Here is a 17,115-nt window from a genome sequence, read left to right as displayed (position 1 = left end):
TAGTAGCCTCGATTTATAACGTTCCAAATCCAGAAATTCCCGGGAGAGTCAACCGATCAGTATCCTGTTGATACAAGCAATGATATGATTTTTAAAGGAAATAATTCTTGACCGGAGATGTTCCGAGGGATTGACAGACCTCCTATTTAAAACGTTATAAATAGAGCTTGTGGGGCTTGTCCCCAATCCAGGGAGGTAGTCATGAAAAGATTTCTGCTGGCCGGTACGGCTGCTTTTGTCATTATATCCGGAGCCGCGCATGCTGAGGAAAGCGTCGAGGTTCTGCACTGGTGGACTGCTGGCGGCGAAGCTGCTGCGCTCAATGTCCTCAAGGAAGATCTCGCCTCGAAAGACGTTGCATGGAAGGACATGCCGGTTGCTGGAGGCTCCGGCGTGCAGGCGATGACGGCGCTACGCGCGCGCGTTACCGCTGGCGATCCGCCAACTGCTGTGCAAATGCTCGGCTTCGACATCAAGGATTGGGCCGAGATGGGCGTTCTCGGCAATCTCGATGATCTTGCGGCCGAACAGAAGTGGGACGAGGTCGTTCCGGCCGCACTTCAGGAATTCTCCAAATATGACGGAAAGTGGATTGCCGCTCCGGTCAATATCCACTCGACCAACTGGCTATGGGTTAACAAGGAAGCGCTCGATAAGGCTGGCGGCAAGGCGCCGGAAAACATGGATGAGCTTTTCGCGCTGCTCGACAACTTCAAGGAGCAGGGCATCACCCCGCTCGCTCACGGTGGCCAGCCATGGCAGGATGGTACGTTGTGGGAGTCTGTCGTACTGTCCGTGGGCGGTATGGATTTCTACCGCAAGGCTGTACTCGAGGCTGATGCCGAAGCGCTTGGCGGCGACAAGATGCGCGAGGTCTTCGATGACATGTCGAAGCTGCGCACCTATTTCGACGACAGCTTCTCCGGGCGCGACTGGAATCTTGCCTCGGCAATGGTGATCGAGGGCAAGGCCGGTGCGCAGCAGATGGGCGACTGGGCCAAGGGCGAATTCCTCCGTGCAGACCAGAAGCCCGGCGAAGATTTCGTCTGCATCCGCTTTCCAGGCACGCAAGGCTCGGTGTTGTTCAACTCCGACCAGTTCGTAATGTTCGAATTGGGCGACGAGGCAAAGCGCTCGGCACAGCTCAAGATGGCGTCGGCCGTCGAGGATCCGGCATTCCAGGTCGCGTTCAACACCGTCAAGGGTTCCGTTCCGGCGCGCACCGACGTTCCGGATACGGAGTTTGACGATTGCGGCAAGAAGGGCATGGCAGATCTCGCCGAAGCTGCCACCAGCAACACGCTCGCCGGTTCGCTGGCGCACGGGCACGGCCAGCCTTCTTCGGTCAAGGAAGCGGTGTTCGACGTGGTTACCCAGCATCTCAACGGTCAGCTCACCACTGACGCCGCCGTCAAGCGCCTGCCGGAAGCTGTCGCCGCTGCGAAGTAATCGCAATCCGGTTTCCGCCGGCTTGTCATCGGCCCGGGCCGCTCGAAAGAGCAGGTCCGGGTTTCCCGATATCGCGTATCCGGAGTGACGATGTCTGTATTCTCGCCCGTTTCGCCCGGCCTGATCCGACGCTTGCAGGACTGGCTGCCTCGGCTGGTTCTCGCGCCGTCTTTCGCGCTCGTAATTGTCTTCGTCTACGGTTTCATCGTCTGGACGGCGGTGATCTCGATGACAAACTCACGTATCCTACCTGTCTATAACTGGGCCGGGTTTGATGCATATCGCCGGCTGTTTGCTCAGCCAAACTGGTATGTGGCGCTGGAAAATCTCGCCATCTTCGGCACTCTCTATATCGTCGTGTGTATCTCGCTTGGCTTGTTTCTCGCAATCCTGCTTGACCAGAAGATCCGTATCGAGGGTTTTTTGAGGCCGATCTATCTCTATCCGATGGCGCTGTCATTCGTTGTCACCGGCACGGCGTGGAAATGGTTCCTCAATCCCGGCATGGGCCTGCAAAACGCCATGCGCCAGCTAGGCTGGGAAAGCTTCACCTTCGACTGGCTCGTTAATCCCAATATGGCCATCTACACCGTGGCGATCGCGGGCATCTGGCAGGCCTCGGGTTTCGTCATGGCGATGTTCCTCGCAGGGCTTCGCGGCATCGACAGCGAGATGCTGAAGGCGGCCACTGTCGACGGTGCCTCGACCTTCACCATCTATCGCCGCATCGTCATCCCACTCCTGCGCCCGGCCTTCCTTTCGGCAGTGATCGTGCTGGCGCATATGGCGATCAAATCCTACGATCTCGTCATTGCGCTGACAGGTGGCGGGCCGGGCAACGCGACAGAGCTACCCTCCACCTTTATGTATTCCTACACCTTTACGCGCAGCCAGATGGCGGTCGGCTCGGCATCGGCGATGATCATGCTGATGGGCATCGCCGCTATCATGATCCCGTATCTGTACTCCGAGTTGCGGGAGGACCGGCGATGAGCGCGCAGGACATGGCCATCGCCACTGCCGGTTCGCGCAACCGCATGAACCGCATCGTCATTTACGGTTTGCTTCTCCTGTTTGCGGCGATCTATCTGCTGCCGCTCTTCGTGATGCTGACGACTTCGTTCAAGTCGCTGGACGAGGTGAGGGGCGGCAACATCCTCGCGCTGCCGGTCAACCCAACCGCCGACGCATGGTGGCGCGCATGGGGCTCGGCCTGCATCGGCGTGACCTGCGACGGCATCAAGGGCTATTTCTGGAACTCAATCAAAATGGTGGTTCCTGCCGTTCTGATCTCGACCTTCCTTGGCGCGCTTAACGGCTATGTGCTGACAAAGTGGCGTTTCCCCGGCCACAAGATCATTTTCGGTTTGATGCTGTTTGCCTGCTTCATCCCCTTCCAGGCGGTGCTCATACCAATGGCGCGCGTGCTGGGCATGCTGGGACTGGCCAACTCCACGACAGGGCTTGTGATGGTGCACGTGGTCTACGGCATCGGGTTTACGACGCTGTTTTTCCGCAACTATTATGACGCCTTCCCGTCGGAGCTGGTGCATTCGGCACAGATGGATGGCGCGGGCTTTTTCACCATTTTCTGGCGCATCCTGCTGCCATCCTCCGCGCCGATCGTGGTGGTGACGGTCATCTACCAGTTCACGAATATCTGGAACGACTTCCTTTTCGGCGTTTCGTTCTCGTCAGGCGAGGCAGCGCCGATGACAGTGGCGCTCAACAACCTCGTCGCCTCGTCAACGGGCGTGAAGGAATACAATGTCGACATGGCCGCCGCTGTCATCGCGGCGTTGCCCACCCTCCTCGTCTATGTCCTCGCCGGACGCTATTTCATGCGCGGGCTGATGGCGGGCGCCGTTAAAGGATAAAGCATGGCTTTCATAAACATCGACCGTGTAGAACGGCACGTCGGCCAGCTCCAGATACTCAAGGGCATCGACATTTCGCTGGAAAAAGGCGGGTTCCTTGTGTTGCTTGGCCCTTCTGGCTGCGGAAAGTCGACCCTGCTCAACGCAATTGCCGGGCTGCAACCGCTGAGCGGCGGCGACATACGCATCGACGGCCACAGCATCGTCAATCTGCATCCGTCGAAACGCGACATCGCCATGGTGTTCCAGTCATACGCGCTCTATCCCAATATGACGGTGGCACAAAACATCGCGTTTCCGCTCGAGATGGCAGGCACTTCGAAGGCGCAGCGCGAAACCGAGACGCAGACAGTGGCAAAGACACTCCAGATCGGCCATCTGCTCAACCGCCGCCCGGCGCAACTTTCCGGTGGACAGCGCCAGCGCGTGGCGATGGCGCGCGCGCTCGTGCGCAAGCCGCGCCTGTTCCTGTTCGATGAGCCTCTATCCAATCTTGATGCCAAGCTGCGCGTCGAGGTGCGGGCGGAAATCAAGCGGCTGCATCAGGATACGAATGCCACGATCATCTACGTCACTCATGACCAGATAGAAGCGATGACGCTCGCCACTCAGATCGTGGTGATGAAGGACGGCGTGATCCAGCAGGCAGGTACACCCTCGGAGATTTACAATCGGCCGGCCAACATGTTCGTTGCCGATTTCATGGGGTCGCCATCGATGAACATGTTCGAGGGCGTCGTTGCGCAGGACGGCAAAAGCCTGATCCCCAACGCGCTGCCGGATCAGACGCTGCGTCTGCCGTTGCCGCAACAGCCCGGCCGCAAGGTCGTGCTCGGCATAAGGCCGGAAAAGATAGGGGGCGAAGCGATTGGCGAAAGCACGCAGCGCCTCGATCTGCCTGTCGAGATCGTCGAACCGACCGGTTCCGACGTGTTTCTGTGGCTGCGCTTTGGCAGGCAACAGCTTTCCGCCCGCTTGCCAGCCAGCGCTCAGGTCAAGCCCGGCGAGACGATCCCGGTCTGGCTCGATCTCGCCAACAGCGTCGTCTTTGACGCCGCGACAAGGGAGCGGGTGGGGTAAACGTATTCAGGCTCTTGTGAGGGCCGGAACACGAACTGTTTCGGTTGATCCGTGACTGCACTGCGAACGTCCCATCCGGTGTTCGCCTTTGGCTGGCTTTCAATATTTTCTGATTGCCGAAAAGACCAACAAGGCAGGTGCGGATCGATGATCAAACCAGCATCGGCCTCTCGTCGCGGCGCAGGGTCAGGACTTCGACACCGGTTCTCGTGACTGCGACCGTATGCTCGAATTGGGCGGAAAGCTTTCGGTCGCTGGTCACGACCGTCCATCCGTCGTTCTCGGTCGAGACCTTGCGCGTGCCTTGGTTGACCATTGGCTCGATGGTGAAGACCATACCCTCGCGCAGCTTCAAACCTGTTCCCGGCCGTCCAAAATTGAGCACCTGCGGTTCTTCGTGCATCTCACGACCGATGCCATGCCCGCAGTATTCTCGCACAACCGAGTAACCGTGTCTTTTGGCATGCCGTTCGATCGCGAACCCTATGTCGCCCAGATGGGCTCCAGGCCGGACCTGCTTTATGCCTTTCCACATCGCCTCCCGGGCGACCCGCACAAGCCGCTTCGCAGCGGGCGGGGCATTGCCAACCAGGTAGGTTTTGCTCGAATCTGCAATGAAGCCGTTCTTTTCAAGAGTGATGTCGAAATTGATGATGTCGCCATCACAGATCATCTCGCCCTCACCCGGCACACCGTGGCACACGACATGATTGATCGAGCAATTTAGGACATATTTGAAGCCATATTGCCCTTTGCTGGCCGGACGCGCGGCGAGATCCACGGTAATGAAGCGGTCGACCAGATCATTGACCTGTAAGGTCGACATGCCGGCGAGTTCCTGCCCGTCCAGCATCTCGAAGACTGACGCCAGCATCTTGCCTGATACGCGCATGAGCGCCAGTTCGTCCGGGGTCTTTACCATGTCAGGCGACCGCTGCATCCGCGAGATGCATATACGTCGCCGCGAGCTGCATCTTCACGATTTCGTTGAAGGAAAGGGTCGGATTGGCTTCAGCCAGCATGCCGATCTTCATCCAGAATTCAGCCTGCGCATTGATGGATCGGCACATCACTGTGCTGGCCCGACGGGCCTCCTCGTGCAGATCGCTGTCGATTTTCACAATGCCCATGGACATCTCATAAAGCGAATAAACATACGGACCATATATGGTTCATATGTTGTCAGGTCAATTGCTTGCTTGAACGATGCACGAAGCAATTGCTGGAGACCTCCCACGCAAGTCAAACCCTGAGTTGAGTAAACAGCTGTTTTTGGGAGTCATCCCGCAATCAGTTACAGGAACAAACTGCAGCTAACGGCATTGTCCAAATAACATTGAGGAAACCATGGGCATACGTACGTTTCGAAGAGACTACCTGACAAAGCCAATTTTTTATTGGGCGAGCAAAGTAATGCCGCCCATTTCCGAAACCGAGCGCGATGCGATCGACGCTGGGTCTGTATGGTGGGACGGAGACTTGTTTTCCGGTAACCCGGACTGGAACAAGCTTCTGGCAACCCCTCCGGCAAAGCTTTCCGATCAGGAGCAGGCATTTATGGACGGCCCTGTCCGCCAGCTTTGCGCGATGGTTGATGATTGGAAGATCGCCTGGCAGGATCACGATCTGCCGGAAGAGGTCTGGCGCTATATGCGCGACCAGAAATTCTTCGGGATGATTATTCCGGAAAAATATGGTGGACTTGGCTTTTCCAACACAATGCACTCCGAGGTCGTGCGAACCGTCTCAACCGCGAGCGTGGTTGCAGGCGTGACTGTGATGGTTCCCAATTCACTCGGACCGGGCGAGTTGCTGCTGCATTTCGGTACGGAGGAACAGAAGGATTATTGGCTACCGCGTCTGGCAGACGGGCGCGAAATCCCCTGCTTTGGCCTTACGTCCGAGGATGCGGGCTCCGATGCCGCTGCGATGACCGATATTGGCGTGGTCGAACAGGGCGAGTTTGAGGGCAAGCCGACCCTAGGTATCCGGCTGAACTTTCACAAACGTTATATCACGCTTGGTCCGATCGCCACCGTCATGGGCCTTGCTTTCAAGCTTCGCGATCCCGACAATATGCTGGGTCAGGGTGTCGATCGCGGTATCACCGTGGCACTGATACCCACGGCGACTTCGGGCGTGAGTCATGGCGAGCGGCATGTGCCGCAATTTACGCATTTTCAAAACGGACCGCTTTACGGCAAGGACGTGTTCATCCCGCTGGACTGGATTCTCGGTGGCGAGCAGCAGATCGGTCAGGGTTGGAAAATGTTGATGACGGCCCTTGCTGCCGGGCGGGGCATCTCGCTGCCTTCGCAATCGGCTGGCTCGGCGGCAATTTGCGCGCGCGCCACGGGCGCTTATGCCCGTATCCGGCGCCAGTTCAACGTTTCCATTGGTAATTTCGAGGGCGTTCGCGAACATCTCGCCGACCTGACTGCGAACGCTTATCTGATTGACGCTGCACGCCGCCTTACGATTTCGGCACTGGATGAAGGCCACAGACCCTCGGTGATCTCGGCCATCATGAAATACCACGCCACCGAGCGCATGCGCAGTTCGGTCCAGAAGGCCATGGACATTCATGGCGGCAAGACGATTATCGACGGGCCGAAGAATTATCTTGGCGGCCAGCACCGTTCCGTACCTATCGGCATCACCGTTGAAGGCGCGAATATTCTTACCCGCAATTTGATGATCTTCGGTCAGGGCGCCATTCGTTCTCATCCCTACATGCTGAAGGAATTGACGGCACTTTCGGAAGCCGACAAGGCAGCCGGTCTCGATGCTTTCGACCGCAATTTCTGGGCGCATGCGGGGCATGCCATTGCGAATGCTTTCAGGACCTGGGGCCGCGGCTGGACCGCCGGCCGCTTCGCACCGAAGCCTGAAAACGCCGCCCTGCCACATCACTGGCAGCAACTTTCCCGGCTTTCGGCGGCATTTGCGCTTCTTGCCGATCTGTCACTTCTGACGCTTGGAGGTGCGCTCAAACGCAAGGAGATGCTGTCGGCGCGGCTGGGCGATGTCCTTGCAGAACTCTATCTGCTCGGTGCTGTACTCAAGCGATACGAGGATGAAGGCAGGCAGCAGGAAGATCAGCCGATTGTCGATTACATCATGTTTCAGGGCGTCGATCGCATAGCCGTTGCCTTTGACGGTGTGCTGGCCAACCTTCCGGCACGTTGGGCAAGCTGGCTCATCCGACTCCTCGCCTTTCCTACCGGTGTGCCCTATTCGGACCCGCCGGACAGCCTTACGGATCAGGTCGCGGCGATCCTGCTGGAGCCGTCTTCCCAGCGTGAGCGCCTGACGCCAAATCTTTATCTTGGTGAAGGCCGGGACGGTCATCCGATGCGCGATCTCGAAGAGTCGTTCCTCCTCGTCGTGGCAAACGCTCCGATCGAGCAAAAGATGCGCGATGCGAAACTTCGCGATCCTGTGGAGGCGAATGAACGCGGCGTGATCACCGATGAAGAGCTTTCGCTTCTTCGCCAGGCCGATGCCGTGACATCACGGGTAGTCTCAGTAGATGCATTCCCGATGGAAGATGTCTCGCCTTTGGCGAGCCAGCACCGCAAAAACGGGAAAGGCGAACTCCACGAGGCCGCGGAGTAATGGCGGAGAAGAAGTCAGTAGCCAAGTCGGTGACGAGACGGACGAAATCAGCAAATGCGGTCAGCGGCGCAAGGCCGGTCTATATTGTCGATGGCGCGCGCACACCATTCCTGCGCGCTCGTGGCAAACCCGGACCGTTCACGCCGGTCGATCTCGCTGTTCAATGCGGCAGGCCGCTTCTCGCGCGTCAGCCCTTCGCGCCTGAGACTTTCGACACGGTTATCCTCGGTTGCGTCAACGTGATTGCCGACGAGATGAACCCTGCCAGGGTTGCCGCCCTCCGTCTTGGCATGGGCGAGGCGATGACGGCATTCACAGTGCAGATCAATTGCGGCAGCGGCATGCAGTCGATCGACACGGCGTTTCGCACCATCGAGGCCGGAAAGGCCGATCTGATACTGGCTGGCGGGGCCGAGGCGCTCAGCCATGCACCGCTTGTTCTGGGACGCGATGCGACGGAATGGTTCGGCCGTTTCGCTACCGCAAAGAGCCTCGGTCAGCGGCTCGCGGCTCTGGGCGGCCTGCGCCCGCGTTTCTTCAAGCCTGTGATCGGACTTGAACGCGGGCTGACCGATCCAATCACCGAGCTCAACATGGGCCAGACTGCCGAGGTGCTTGCGCATCTTTTCGACATTACGCGCGAGGCGGCAGACGCCTATGCGCTGGAAAGCCATAAGCGTCTTTCGCGCGCGCAGGCGGAAGGCGATCTCGATGGCGAGGTGATACAAGCAATATCGCGCGACGGCACGCTGTACGAAACAGACGATGGCGTCAGGCCGGATTCCTCCATGGAAAAGCTTGCGAAGCTCAAGCCTGTTTTCGAGCGCCCCTATGGCAAGGTGACGCCGGGCAATTCCTCGCAAATTACCGACGGCGCATCGTGGGTCGTTCTGGCTTCGGAGGCGGCTGTGGATCGGCATGGGCTTCAGCCGCTGGCTCGCATTGTCGATAGCGAATGGGCAGCACTCGACCCGTCCATCATGGGACTAGGCCCTGTGATGTCGGTAACACCTCTCTTGAAGCGTCACCAACTGACCCGCGGGGACATCGATCTTTGGGAACTCAACGAGGCTTTCGCCGCACAGGTTCTGGCATGCCTGTCAGCATGGGAGGATGAAACTTTCTGCCGGGAGGTTTTAGGATTGGACAAGCCGTTCGGCCGGATCGAACATAGACAGCTCAACGTCGATGGCGGTGCCATCAGCCTCGGCCATCCGGTAGGAACCAGCGGAAATCGTATTGTATTGCACCTTGCCAACGCGATGCGCCGTCGCGGGGACAAACGCGGCGTCGCCACTGAATGTATTGGCGGTGGCCAAGGCGGCGCAATGCTGCTGGAGGCCGTATGACGGATACTGCGGATAAAGGCGTGCGCTACGTTATGCGGGACCGCGAGATGGAGTCCGGTCCCGAATCGATCAGACATCAGCTCAATCATTGGCGGCTCGCCGTTGGACAAGACGGTATTGCGTGGCTGACGCTCGATCGTGCCGATGAAAGTACGAATACCCTTTCCGAAGAGGTGATCAGGGAACTCGACACGATGCTCGACGTCGTGGTGGAGAGCGGTCAGCGCGCGCTGGTCATCCGCTCTGCCAAGAGAGGCGGTTTCGCCGCTGGCGCCGACATCCGTGATTTTCGAGGCGTGACCGATGCTGCGCAGATCGAGACGCGGATGCATGAGGCGCACCGCATCATCGACCGTCTCGATGCGCTGACAATTCCGACCATAGCCGTGATTCATGGCCATTGCCTGGGCGGAGGGCTGGAACTCGCGCTTGCCTGCGACTATCGGATCGCAACGCCTGACGCCAAGCTTGGTTTTCCTGAAGTGTTGTTGGGAATTCATCCGGGCCTCGGCGGAACCTTTCGGCTTCCGGCATTGATCGATCCTGTTCAAGCCATGACGATGATGCTCACCGGCAAATCCGCCTATGCAGGAAAGGCGAAGCAGCTTGGTCTGGTCGACGCCGTGGCAGAGGAACGCCACGTTCGCGCTGCAGTCGAGGCTGCGGCCAACGGGCGTCTAAAACGAGGCCCGCGTGATTGGAAAGCCAAGGCCTTCGATTTCCTGGCCGTGCGGAAATTCGCAGCGAAACGCATGCGCACAGAGGCGGAGAAGCAGGCACCATCGCAGCATTATCCTGCGCCATACAGGCTTATTGCCAATTGGCAGGAACATGCGCACGATCGGCCTGCCATGCAGGCATCAGAGGTCCGTTCGTTTTCAGAATTGCTTGCGGGCGAGACGGCCCAGAACCTGATACGCGTCTTTTTCCTCCGAGAAGGCCTGCGTGCCAGAGGAAAGGGAGATAGCAGGATCGAGCATGTCCATGTCATCGGAGCGGGCACGATGGGCGCGGAGATCGCCGCTTGGTGCGCGTCGCGCGGGTTGAGGGTAACGCTGGCAGATCTCGAACCGAAGGCTCTGGCTGCTGCCGTCGGCATCGCCAAGAAATTCTACGATAGCAGGCTTCATTCGACGATCGAGCGTCGCGATGCGCTCGACCGGCTGATACCGGATTTCAGCGGTGAGGGCGTCAGCAATGCCGATCTTGTCATTGAGGCGATTGCGGAAAAGCCAGAGGTCAAGCGCAAGGTTTTCGCGGACATTGCACCACGCATGAAACAGGGCGCGATCCTTGCCACCAACACGTCGAGCATTCCGCTTGAGATATTGGGCGAGGGGCTTCTTTTTCCTGAGCGGTTCGTCGGAATTCACTTCTTCAATCCTGTGACGAAGATGGAATTGGTGGAAATTGTCGCTCAAAATGGCGCGACCGAAGAAACGCTTGAGCGTGCGCGCGCGTTCTGCGGCTATATTGGCCGTCTGCCTGCACCGGTGAAAAGCTCGCCAGGCTTTCTCGTCAATCGCGCGCTGACGCCATATCTGGCAGAAGCTTTCCTCCTGCTTGACGAGGGGGTGAAGAAGGAGACCATCGACCGCGCCGCAGAAGATTTCGGAATGCCGATGGGGCCGATCGAACTGGCTGACCGCGTTGGTCTCGATGTGGCACTCGAAGTTGCGAAAAGCCTTCGTGAAGCTTTCCCCAATGAGGTGCCGGAGATCCCAGTCTGGCTTAAAGAGAAGGTGGAGAAAGGCGAACTTGGCCGCAAGTCGGGCAAGGGTCTGTATGATTACGACGACAAGGGCAAGCCGAGGAAATCCGATGCCGGTGATATCCCCGATGGCCTGGCCGATCGGTTGATCCTGCCTATGCTCAACACCTGCGTCCGCCTTCTGCGCGAAGGGGTCGCCGAGGATGCCGATACAGTCGATGCAGCCATGATCTTTGCCACCGGCTTTGCTCCGTTTCGCGGCGGGCCGCTGCACTACGCTTCGGCGAGAGGTATAGAAGACGTCACCTCCGCGCTGAAACGTCTTACCGCGAAGCATGGCGCGCGCTTCGAACCTGACGAGGGTTGGGACAAGCTGCGCGCAAGGGATTGAGCATGGGGCGACCGCAGATTCACGAGGATGCCGACATCCTCGCTGATCATATCATCGACAGGCTGGGCGGAAAGATCGTGCTGGGTTTGCCGCTCGGGCTTGGCAAGGCAGGCCGCATCGCAAACGCGCTTTATCGCCGTGCCGCGGCGGACAGGTCCATTTCGCTCGACATTTTCACCGCGCTTTCGCTGGAACCGCCCTCCGGCAGCTCGGACATGGAACGGCGCTTTATCGAGCCTTTTGCCGAACGGCTTTACGGACGCTACGAACGGCTTGCCTATATCGAAGCTCTGCGGCGTGGCGATATGCCGGACAACATCCGCGTCAGCGAGTTCTTTCTGATGGCGGGGCGCTGGCTCAACATGCCCGTGATGCAGCAACATTATGTCTCCGCCAATTACACCCATGCGGCGCGCATGCTGCTGGACAAGGGCGTTAATGTCATTGCGCAACTGGTCGCCATGCGTGAGATCGATGGCGATGCGACCTACAGCATTTCGAGCAACAGCGACATCACGCTGGATATTCTGCCTGCGCTGAAGGCAAGAGATGAATCCTTCATGCTCGTCGCCGAAGTGAATGCCGAACTGCCCTATATGGGCGGGAGCGCGTCTCTGTCGGCGTGCGAGTTCGACCATGTTCTTCACACGCCTGGCAATGAGCCCGGCCTGTTCGTCGTGCCAAAACAATCCGTATCGGACGCCGATCATGCAATTGGTATCCATGCAGCGTCTCTGGTGAAGGATGGTGGCACAATCCAGATCGGGATCGGCTCTCTGGGCGATGCGTTGACGGCGGCGCTCATCATGCGCCACCAGGCGTCCGAGCTGTTCGAACACACGCTTCGCGAACTCTGTGGCGGGGTTATTCCCGACGACAGGGAGACTGGTGTATTCGACAAAGGTCTCTACGCCGCGACCGAGATGTTCGTAGATGGTTTCATGGAACTCTACCGAGCCGGCATATTGAAGCGAAAAGCAGCCGATGGCGCGCTGCTTCATGCAGGCTTCTTTCTGGGAACGGAAGCGTTCTACCGCTTCCTGCGAGAACTGCCCGATGAAGAGCGTGACCTGTTCCAGATGCGCGGCATCTCTTTCGTCAATGAGCTGTATGGGGACGAGGATGCCAAGCGGCGCGATCGTGTCGATGCTCGTTTCGTCAACAGTGCGATGATGGCGACAATGCTGGGAGAGACGGTTTCGGATACGCTTGCGAATGGCAAGGTCGTGTCGGGCGTCGGCGGTCAATACAATTTCGTCGCACAGGCTTTCGCCCTAGAAGGCGCTCAATCCATCATCACGCTGAATGCGACGCGGATGTCGAAGGGCACGCGCCGCTCGAGAATTGTCGAGAGTTACGAGCACGCAACTATTCCGCGTCACCTGCGGGACATCTTCGTCACGGAATATGGCGTCGCCGATTTGCGGGGCAGAAGCGACCGCGATTGTGCCGTCGCAATGGTTGCGATAGCCGACGAAAAATTTCAGGAACAACTCCTGAATAAAGCTTTTGAGGCAGGCAAAATCGAGAAAGCCTATCGCTTGCCTCAGAAGGCTTCGGCGAACACGCCAAGGACTATTTCCAACGCACTGCGCGCGGCACGTCAGGCGGGTTACTGCACACCCTATCCGTTTGGCACAGATTTCACGCCCGTTGAACAGCGTCTGCTCACGGCCCTGTCATTTCTGAAGGAAGCGACCGCCTCCATTGGCGGCAAAGCGGCCGCGATAATCTCGGCCCTCGCAAGTCGATCCTCTCACGAGAAGCATGAGGCAGAGCTTGAAAGAATGCAGCTTCTTGAGGCTACGGATATTAAGAGACGTTTGCTCTGTTGGGCATTACAGAAAACAGGGGCGAGCGGCACGCAGTGATGCAAGAGAGTTTATACTAACGAACCCACGTTCGGGGCTAACTGCCTTGCCGGCTAAGCGGATTGCGAAATCCAGAAGGCGGGCATGGTGCGGTCTGGCATGGCCAGAAGAGTTGAAACGGCGTCGCTGTGCTGGCGAGGGGAAGGAATCCATCTCCGGACGATTCCGGCGAAACGCCGCTCATTCAAGGTGGAGCTCACGGAATCAGCGACTAAAGCAATAACTTTCGGAGCGAACCTATCCGACTTAACCTAATGCTCACCCGAGTTTTTATACCCGCATAGAGACTGCTAGGCGGCCCTTCAACAAGGCGGAGTGCAATCCTGCACTGCAGATATGCACTCCGTCGAAGCCGTTGCTCGATCAAATACAAGGCGGTGGCAATGCGTGTGGCTTAGTTGAGCCCGAGCTTTTTCTTCAACTCCGCATTCTCATTGCGCAGCCGTTCAGCCAACAGCTTCTTCAGCCGAATGTTTTCTTCCTCAAGCGCGAGTAAATCCTTCAGGTCACTGTTCGCTGGTGCCGGAGCTTTCGACCTCTTCCAGTGATAATAAGTCTGTTCCGATATGCCAGCCTGCTTTATGGCACTCTTGCTGCTGCTGCCGCTTGCAACCGCTTTCTCGATTTGGCCAAGCAATTGGGCGCGTTCCTTATCAGAGTAGATTTTGCGGCGGATTGCAGCAGGAGTGACAGCAGCAACATGTGTTGGGGCAACCGTCGTTTTAGGGGCCCGCTTTGGCTGGGCTTTGGCTGTTTTCGGTCGCGGAGCGCTTTTCTTCGTTACAGGTGTTCCCCCCGTTGTAGACGCGTCAGTGTTGGTCTGGGCTGGTTCAGCTTCCTTAAGGTCGGCCATGAGATGCTCCACTTGGGGTTTAAAACTGTTTTCAGCATCAATTGGTGTCATCTTAGAGTCAATAAGCTTGCGGTTTGGCAGCGCTATTTCCTCCGTCACGCTCTTTGTCTCGGCGTCAATCGCTGACAGATCAAGGTCGCCCCAGATCGAACGACCCCGTTTGGAAACGGTCCGCTTCCGTTTGACCTCTACGGTGAATGGCCGCGTCTGGCGCTTCATAATAATTTCCTTGATGAGAACATTTGCATAACCAATCGATGTTTCGTGTCGCTCTGGCGAGGACTAAATGTCCGTCCGCGTCACGTTATCTCGCGTGAGCTTTATCGGATGAGACCAATGATGAGCAAGCGACGTTTGACGTGCTGCCAATACTGCGTTGATCGGCGATGGCCGGTAACGGGTCATATCGGTTATCGAGGACGCACATGACGTTCCTGATAGCGGACATCGAGGCGACTACACGTGAGGTTGCGATTGCGCCGGAAACGACCACCGCTATTGTACAACGACGGAGGCCGTGAACGTATAGCCAACGCCATAGACGACCTTGATCGGTACTGTCAGATTGATATGTTCCTCTAGTTTGCGGCGGAGCCGACTGACGACGGCGTCGAGATGCCGATTATCGAAGTTCGCTCTGGGACGGGCAACGGTTTCTATCAGATCCTCGCGCTGGCAAATCTCGCCGCAATTGTTACACAGCACACTCATAAAGGCGAATTCGGTGGCCGTCAGTTTGAGCGAGCGATGATTGGGCGCAATCAGCATCCAATTCGTGCCGTCAAGCACCCACTGGTCATTGTTGCCGTTCGCAGAACCAGGCAGCTTTCCCGTTCGTCGCAGCAAGCTGCGAATCGCGGCTTCGATCTCACGCAGTGTGCTGTGCTTGACCAAGTAGATGTCAGCTCCGCTTTCAAAGCCACGGATACGATCATCGCTGTCGCCAAGCGCCGTCAACATGATGATGCCGCAGGCATGCGACTTGCGGATTTCGGCTGCCAGTTCGAATCCGTTCCCATCGGGCAGCCCGACATCTAGGATGATGACAGCAGGCGAACTGCCGTCCGCGAGGGCCTGACGCAATTCCCGCGCCGTGGCGACACCTTCGGCCGTGAAGCCTGTCAGCTCCAGGAAATCGGCTAGGTCCTTGCGCAGCCGTGGCTCGTCCTCGACGATCAGAATACGCGTCATGCGGTCAGTTCCTCCAGCGAAGATCGATCTGTCGCTTCGCTTGACAGAGGCAGTTTCACGATCGCCGTCATGCCCTGGTCGTCGTTTGCCAGCAACTGCAGCTTGCCGCCATGATAGACGAGTAATTTTCGTGAGGAGTAGAGGCCGAGGCCGGTTCCGGTTCCGGCCATTGTATTGGAGGCCCGGAAGAAGCGCCTGCCGATCTTATGAAGCTCGGCCTGCGGAATGCCTATGCCATGATCGCAAACCCGCACGACCATATTTCCAGCTTCCTTCCGCACATCGATATCGATCGATTGGTCCTCTGGCGAATATTTGAGTGCGTTGTCGATGAGATTGATAAGGACGGTCGCCAGCATTTCGGGATCGGCGAAAAGCGAAAGGGCATCGTCTTCGACGGTGAAGATCAGGCGCTCACCGCGTTCGGTCATTTCGAAATGGAGACGCACATCCGCGATCAGGGAACCGACGCGTATCATCTCCGGACGAAACCCGCTGTCGCGATCATTGGACATAAAGCGATCGATCAGGGAAAACAGGCGATTGAGCGCCTCACCAATTCCGACGATCCGTTCCTTCGTCGCATCTGGTGACCTGTTCCCGACAAGGCCGATCATGTCGACCGCGTTGCGGATAATGGCGAGCGGGGTGCGGAACTCGTGACTGACGACGCGCATGAAGTCTGCCTGCTCATCGCGAAGAGCGCGTTCGGCCTCCAGGCTTGCGTTCAATCGGCTTTCCAGCCGTCGCCGTTCCTGCACCTCTCGCGACAAGGCCGCGTTTTTCTCACGCAGGTCGGCGGAGAGCCGGGAACTGACCATGAAGAGCAGGCAAGCGAAAAATGCGATCAGGAACAGCGTGCCTTGCAGCAGATACCAGGCGTTGCGGTCGGCCAGAATCGGGTCGCTTTGAAAATCGGTAGGCAGCAGATATTCGATGACGCTCTGGATAATGCTGGCGCCCATATACTCGACAAGTATTCCAATCGTTATCCAGCGCAGGAGCGTCGGTTGAGTTCGGTCTCGCATCAGCCCGACGCACATCACCGACATGATTGCGATGGTGAAGAAGGTCGACGTGTGGATGCGGATCGCTATGTTGCCCGGGTCGATTGCAACAGCAGCGCTCCAGGCAACGACCTGGAAAATGAGTAGCGAAACACCGATCCAAGTATAGCGCGGCTGTCCTAGAAAGCGGGCCAAGCCCTCGGCGAGCAGCACCAGCCCCAGCTTGATGACCGTATTGTGCAACACGATAGCCAACGCAGCCGGTTCCGTGCCGCGAACGATCATCAAGAGAAGTCCGACAGCAATCGCGGCAAAACCTGCGGCAAGGAACTTGAGTTCGTAGAGATGTCGCCAAGCCTGCCAGACAAAAACCCAGGCAACCGCCTGAAGGCTTGCGGTTGCAAGCGTGACGACCAGAACGGTCTTTAGGTCAAGCATACCTGAATGTTCGCACGGGGTCCCCCTGCCGCACCTCTTGCCGCTTTGAAAGCTGAACCTTGCAGGACTTGCACAAACACGCAAGCGCCATGCAGCAATGTAAGAATTGGTCAGAATTCAATAGAATTGATCGGTGGAATTGTCGGTCGTCATGACCTTATCGTGACCTGGATTTCGATGCGGCACTGACAATCCCTCCGCGTGGCGATCTGGTTCGCCTGACGGAGTGTCAAGATTTGGAGAGGATTGTCCGGGCGATGCCGAGAGGGGCGTCGTGCGG

13 protein-coding genes are annotated in these 17,115 nt (G+C 57.8%); 8 read left to right on the top strand and 5 right to left on the bottom strand.

Annotated features, from left to right (window positions below; genetic code table 11):
• The first annotated feature begins 201 nt into the window (after positions 1 to 201).
• The 4 genes from ABFT80_RS26185 (at position 202) to ABFT80_RS26170 (ending at position 4,406) form a co-directional block, all read left to right on the top strand.
• A complete protein-coding gene (locus tag ABFT80_RS26185) occupies positions 202 to 1,449 on the top strand; it encodes an ABC transporter substrate-binding protein (protein ID WP_347974891.1) in 1,248 nt (415 codons plus the stop codon).
• A gap of 90 nt (positions 1,450 to 1,539) precedes the next feature.
• Entirely contained in the window at positions 1,540 to 2,442 is a 903-nt protein-coding gene (locus ABFT80_RS26180) for a carbohydrate ABC transporter permease (RefSeq protein ID WP_347974890.1), read from the top strand.
• Complete coding sequence (locus ABFT80_RS26175) at positions 2,439 to 3,326, top strand: carbohydrate ABC transporter permease (RefSeq protein ID WP_347974889.1); 888 nt, start codon at positions 2,439 to 2,441, stop codon at positions 3,324 to 3,326. Before ABFT80_RS26180 ends, ABFT80_RS26175 begins: the two co-directional genes overlap by 4 nt.
• A 3-nt stretch (positions 3,327 to 3,329) precedes the next feature.
• The gene (locus ABFT80_RS26170) at positions 3,330 to 4,406 is read left to right on the top strand and encodes an ABC transporter ATP-binding protein (RefSeq protein WP_347974888.1); all 1,077 of its coding nucleotides are present in this window, start codon (positions 3,330 to 3,332) and stop codon (positions 4,404 to 4,406) included.
• Between the two features lie 151 nt (positions 4,407 to 4,557).
• On the opposite strand, the gene map is transcribed toward ABFT80_RS26170, so the two are convergent.
• Positions 4,558 to 5,328 (bottom strand): type I methionyl aminopeptidase, encoded by a 771-nt coding sequence (gene map, locus ABFT80_RS26165; RefSeq protein ID WP_347974887.1) that lies wholly within the window; start codon positions 5,326 to 5,328, stop codon positions 4,558 to 4,560.
• A gap of 1 nt (position 5,329) precedes the next feature.
• Positions 5,330 to 5,536 carry a ParD-like family protein gene (locus tag ABFT80_RS26160; RefSeq protein ID WP_347974886.1) on the bottom strand — a complete coding sequence of 69 codons (207 nt, stop codon included), beginning with the start codon at positions 5,534 to 5,536 and terminating at the stop codon, positions 5,330 to 5,332.
• Between the two features lie 217 nt (positions 5,537 to 5,753).
• On the opposite strand from ABFT80_RS26160, the gene ABFT80_RS26155 reads away from it, so the two are divergent.
• Genes ABFT80_RS26155 through ABFT80_RS26140 form a run of 4 tightly spaced genes read left to right on the top strand, consistent with a single transcriptional unit; the run spans position 5,754 to position 13,346 of the window.
• Positions 5,754 to 8,024 carry an acyl-CoA dehydrogenase gene (locus ABFT80_RS26155; protein WP_347974885.1) on the top strand — a complete coding sequence of 757 codons (2,271 nt, stop codon included), beginning with the start codon at positions 5,754 to 5,756 and terminating at the stop codon, positions 8,022 to 8,024.
• Positions 8,024 to 9,373: an acetyl-CoA C-acetyltransferase gene (locus ABFT80_RS26150; RefSeq protein ID WP_347974884.1), complete on the top strand. Its 1,350-nt coding sequence runs from the start codon at positions 8,024 to 8,026 to the stop codon at positions 9,371 to 9,373. The genes ABFT80_RS26155 and ABFT80_RS26150 overlap by 1 nt, the downstream gene beginning before the upstream one ends.
• Entirely contained in the window at positions 9,370 to 11,475 is a 2,106-nt protein-coding gene (locus ABFT80_RS26145) for a 3-hydroxyacyl-CoA dehydrogenase NAD-binding domain-containing protein (RefSeq protein ID WP_347974883.1), read from the top strand. The genes ABFT80_RS26150 and ABFT80_RS26145 overlap by 4 nt, the downstream gene beginning before the upstream one ends.
• Positions 11,476 to 11,477: 2 nt before the next feature.
• Positions 11,478 to 13,346, top strand: a complete 1,869-nt coding sequence (locus tag ABFT80_RS26140) for an acetyl-CoA hydrolase/transferase C-terminal domain-containing protein (RefSeq protein ID WP_347974882.1) — start codon at positions 11,478 to 11,480, stop codon at positions 13,344 to 13,346.
• Between the two features lie 394 nt (positions 13,347 to 13,740).
• On the opposite strand, the gene ABFT80_RS26135 is transcribed toward ABFT80_RS26140, so the two are convergent.
• The 3 genes from ABFT80_RS26135 to ABFT80_RS26125 all read right to left on the bottom strand — a co-directional run bounded on the left by ABFT80_RS26135 (position 13,741) and on the right by ABFT80_RS26125 (position 16,835).
• A complete protein-coding gene (locus ABFT80_RS26135) occupies positions 13,741 to 14,418 on the bottom strand; it encodes a transposase (protein ID WP_347974881.1) in 678 nt (225 codons plus the stop codon).
• A gap of 276 nt (positions 14,419 to 14,694) precedes the next feature.
• Complete coding sequence (locus tag ABFT80_RS26130) at positions 14,695 to 15,390, bottom strand: response regulator transcription factor (protein WP_347974880.1); 696 nt, start codon at positions 15,388 to 15,390, stop codon at positions 14,695 to 14,697.
• The gene (locus tag ABFT80_RS26125) at positions 15,387 to 16,835 is read right to left on the bottom strand and encodes a sensor histidine kinase (protein WP_347974879.1); all 1,449 of its coding nucleotides are present in this window, start codon (positions 16,833 to 16,835) and stop codon (positions 15,387 to 15,389) included. Before ABFT80_RS26125 ends, ABFT80_RS26130 begins: the two co-directional genes overlap by 4 nt.
• Positions 16,836 to 17,115: the final 280 nt, after the last annotated feature.

This window comes from Foliimonas ilicis, assembly GCF_039939195.1.
In the GTDB taxonomy this organism is placed as follows: domain Bacteria; phylum Pseudomonadota; class Alphaproteobacteria; order Rhizobiales; family Rhizobiaceae; genus Foliimonas; species Foliimonas ilicis.
Note: the sequence above shows the minus strand (reverse complement) of the source record. Positions and strands in the feature narration are given on the sequence as shown.

Excerpts from the sequence above, each read along its gene's own strand:
- ABFT80_RS26185 (WP_347974891.1), top strand. The coding sequence starts at position 202 with ATGAAAAGATTTCTGCTGGCCGGTACGGCTGCTTTTGTCATTATATCC.
- ABFT80_RS26180 (WP_347974890.1), top strand. The coding sequence starts at position 1,540 with ATGTCTGTATTCTCGCCCGTTTCGCCCGGCCTGATCCGACGCTTGCAG.
- ABFT80_RS26175 (WP_347974889.1), top strand. The coding sequence starts at position 2,439 with ATGAGCGCGCAGGACATGGCCATCGCCACTGCCGGTTCGCGCAACCGC.
- ABFT80_RS26170 (WP_347974888.1), top strand. The coding sequence starts at position 3,330 with ATGGCTTTCATAAACATCGACCGTGTAGAACGGCACGTCGGCCAGCTC.
- map (WP_347974887.1), bottom strand. The coding sequence starts at position 5,328 with ATGGTAAAGACCCCGGACGAACTGGCGCTCATGCGCGTATCAGGCAAG.
- ABFT80_RS26160 (WP_347974886.1), bottom strand. The coding sequence starts at position 5,536 with ATGGGCATTGTGAAAATCGACAGCGATCTGCACGAGGAGGCCCGTCGG.
- ABFT80_RS26155 (WP_347974885.1), top strand. The coding sequence starts at position 5,754 with ATGGGCATACGTACGTTTCGAAGAGACTACCTGACAAAGCCAATTTTT.
- ABFT80_RS26150 (WP_347974884.1), top strand. The coding sequence starts at position 8,024 with ATGGCGGAGAAGAAGTCAGTAGCCAAGTCGGTGACGAGACGGACGAAA.
- ABFT80_RS26145 (WP_347974883.1), top strand. The coding sequence starts at position 9,370 with ATGACGGATACTGCGGATAAAGGCGTGCGCTACGTTATGCGGGACCGC.
- ABFT80_RS26140 (WP_347974882.1), top strand. The coding sequence starts at position 11,478 with ATGGGGCGACCGCAGATTCACGAGGATGCCGACATCCTCGCTGATCAT.
- ABFT80_RS26135 (WP_347974881.1), bottom strand. The coding sequence starts at position 14,418 with ATGAAGCGCCAGACGCGGCCATTCACCGTAGAGGTCAAACGGAAGCGG.
- ABFT80_RS26130 (WP_347974880.1), bottom strand. The coding sequence starts at position 15,390 with ATGACGCGTATTCTGATCGTCGAGGACGAGCCACGGCTGCGCAAGGAC.
- ABFT80_RS26125 (WP_347974879.1), bottom strand. The coding sequence starts at position 16,835 with ATGCTTGACCTAAAGACCGTTCTGGTCGTCACGCTTGCAACCGCAAGC.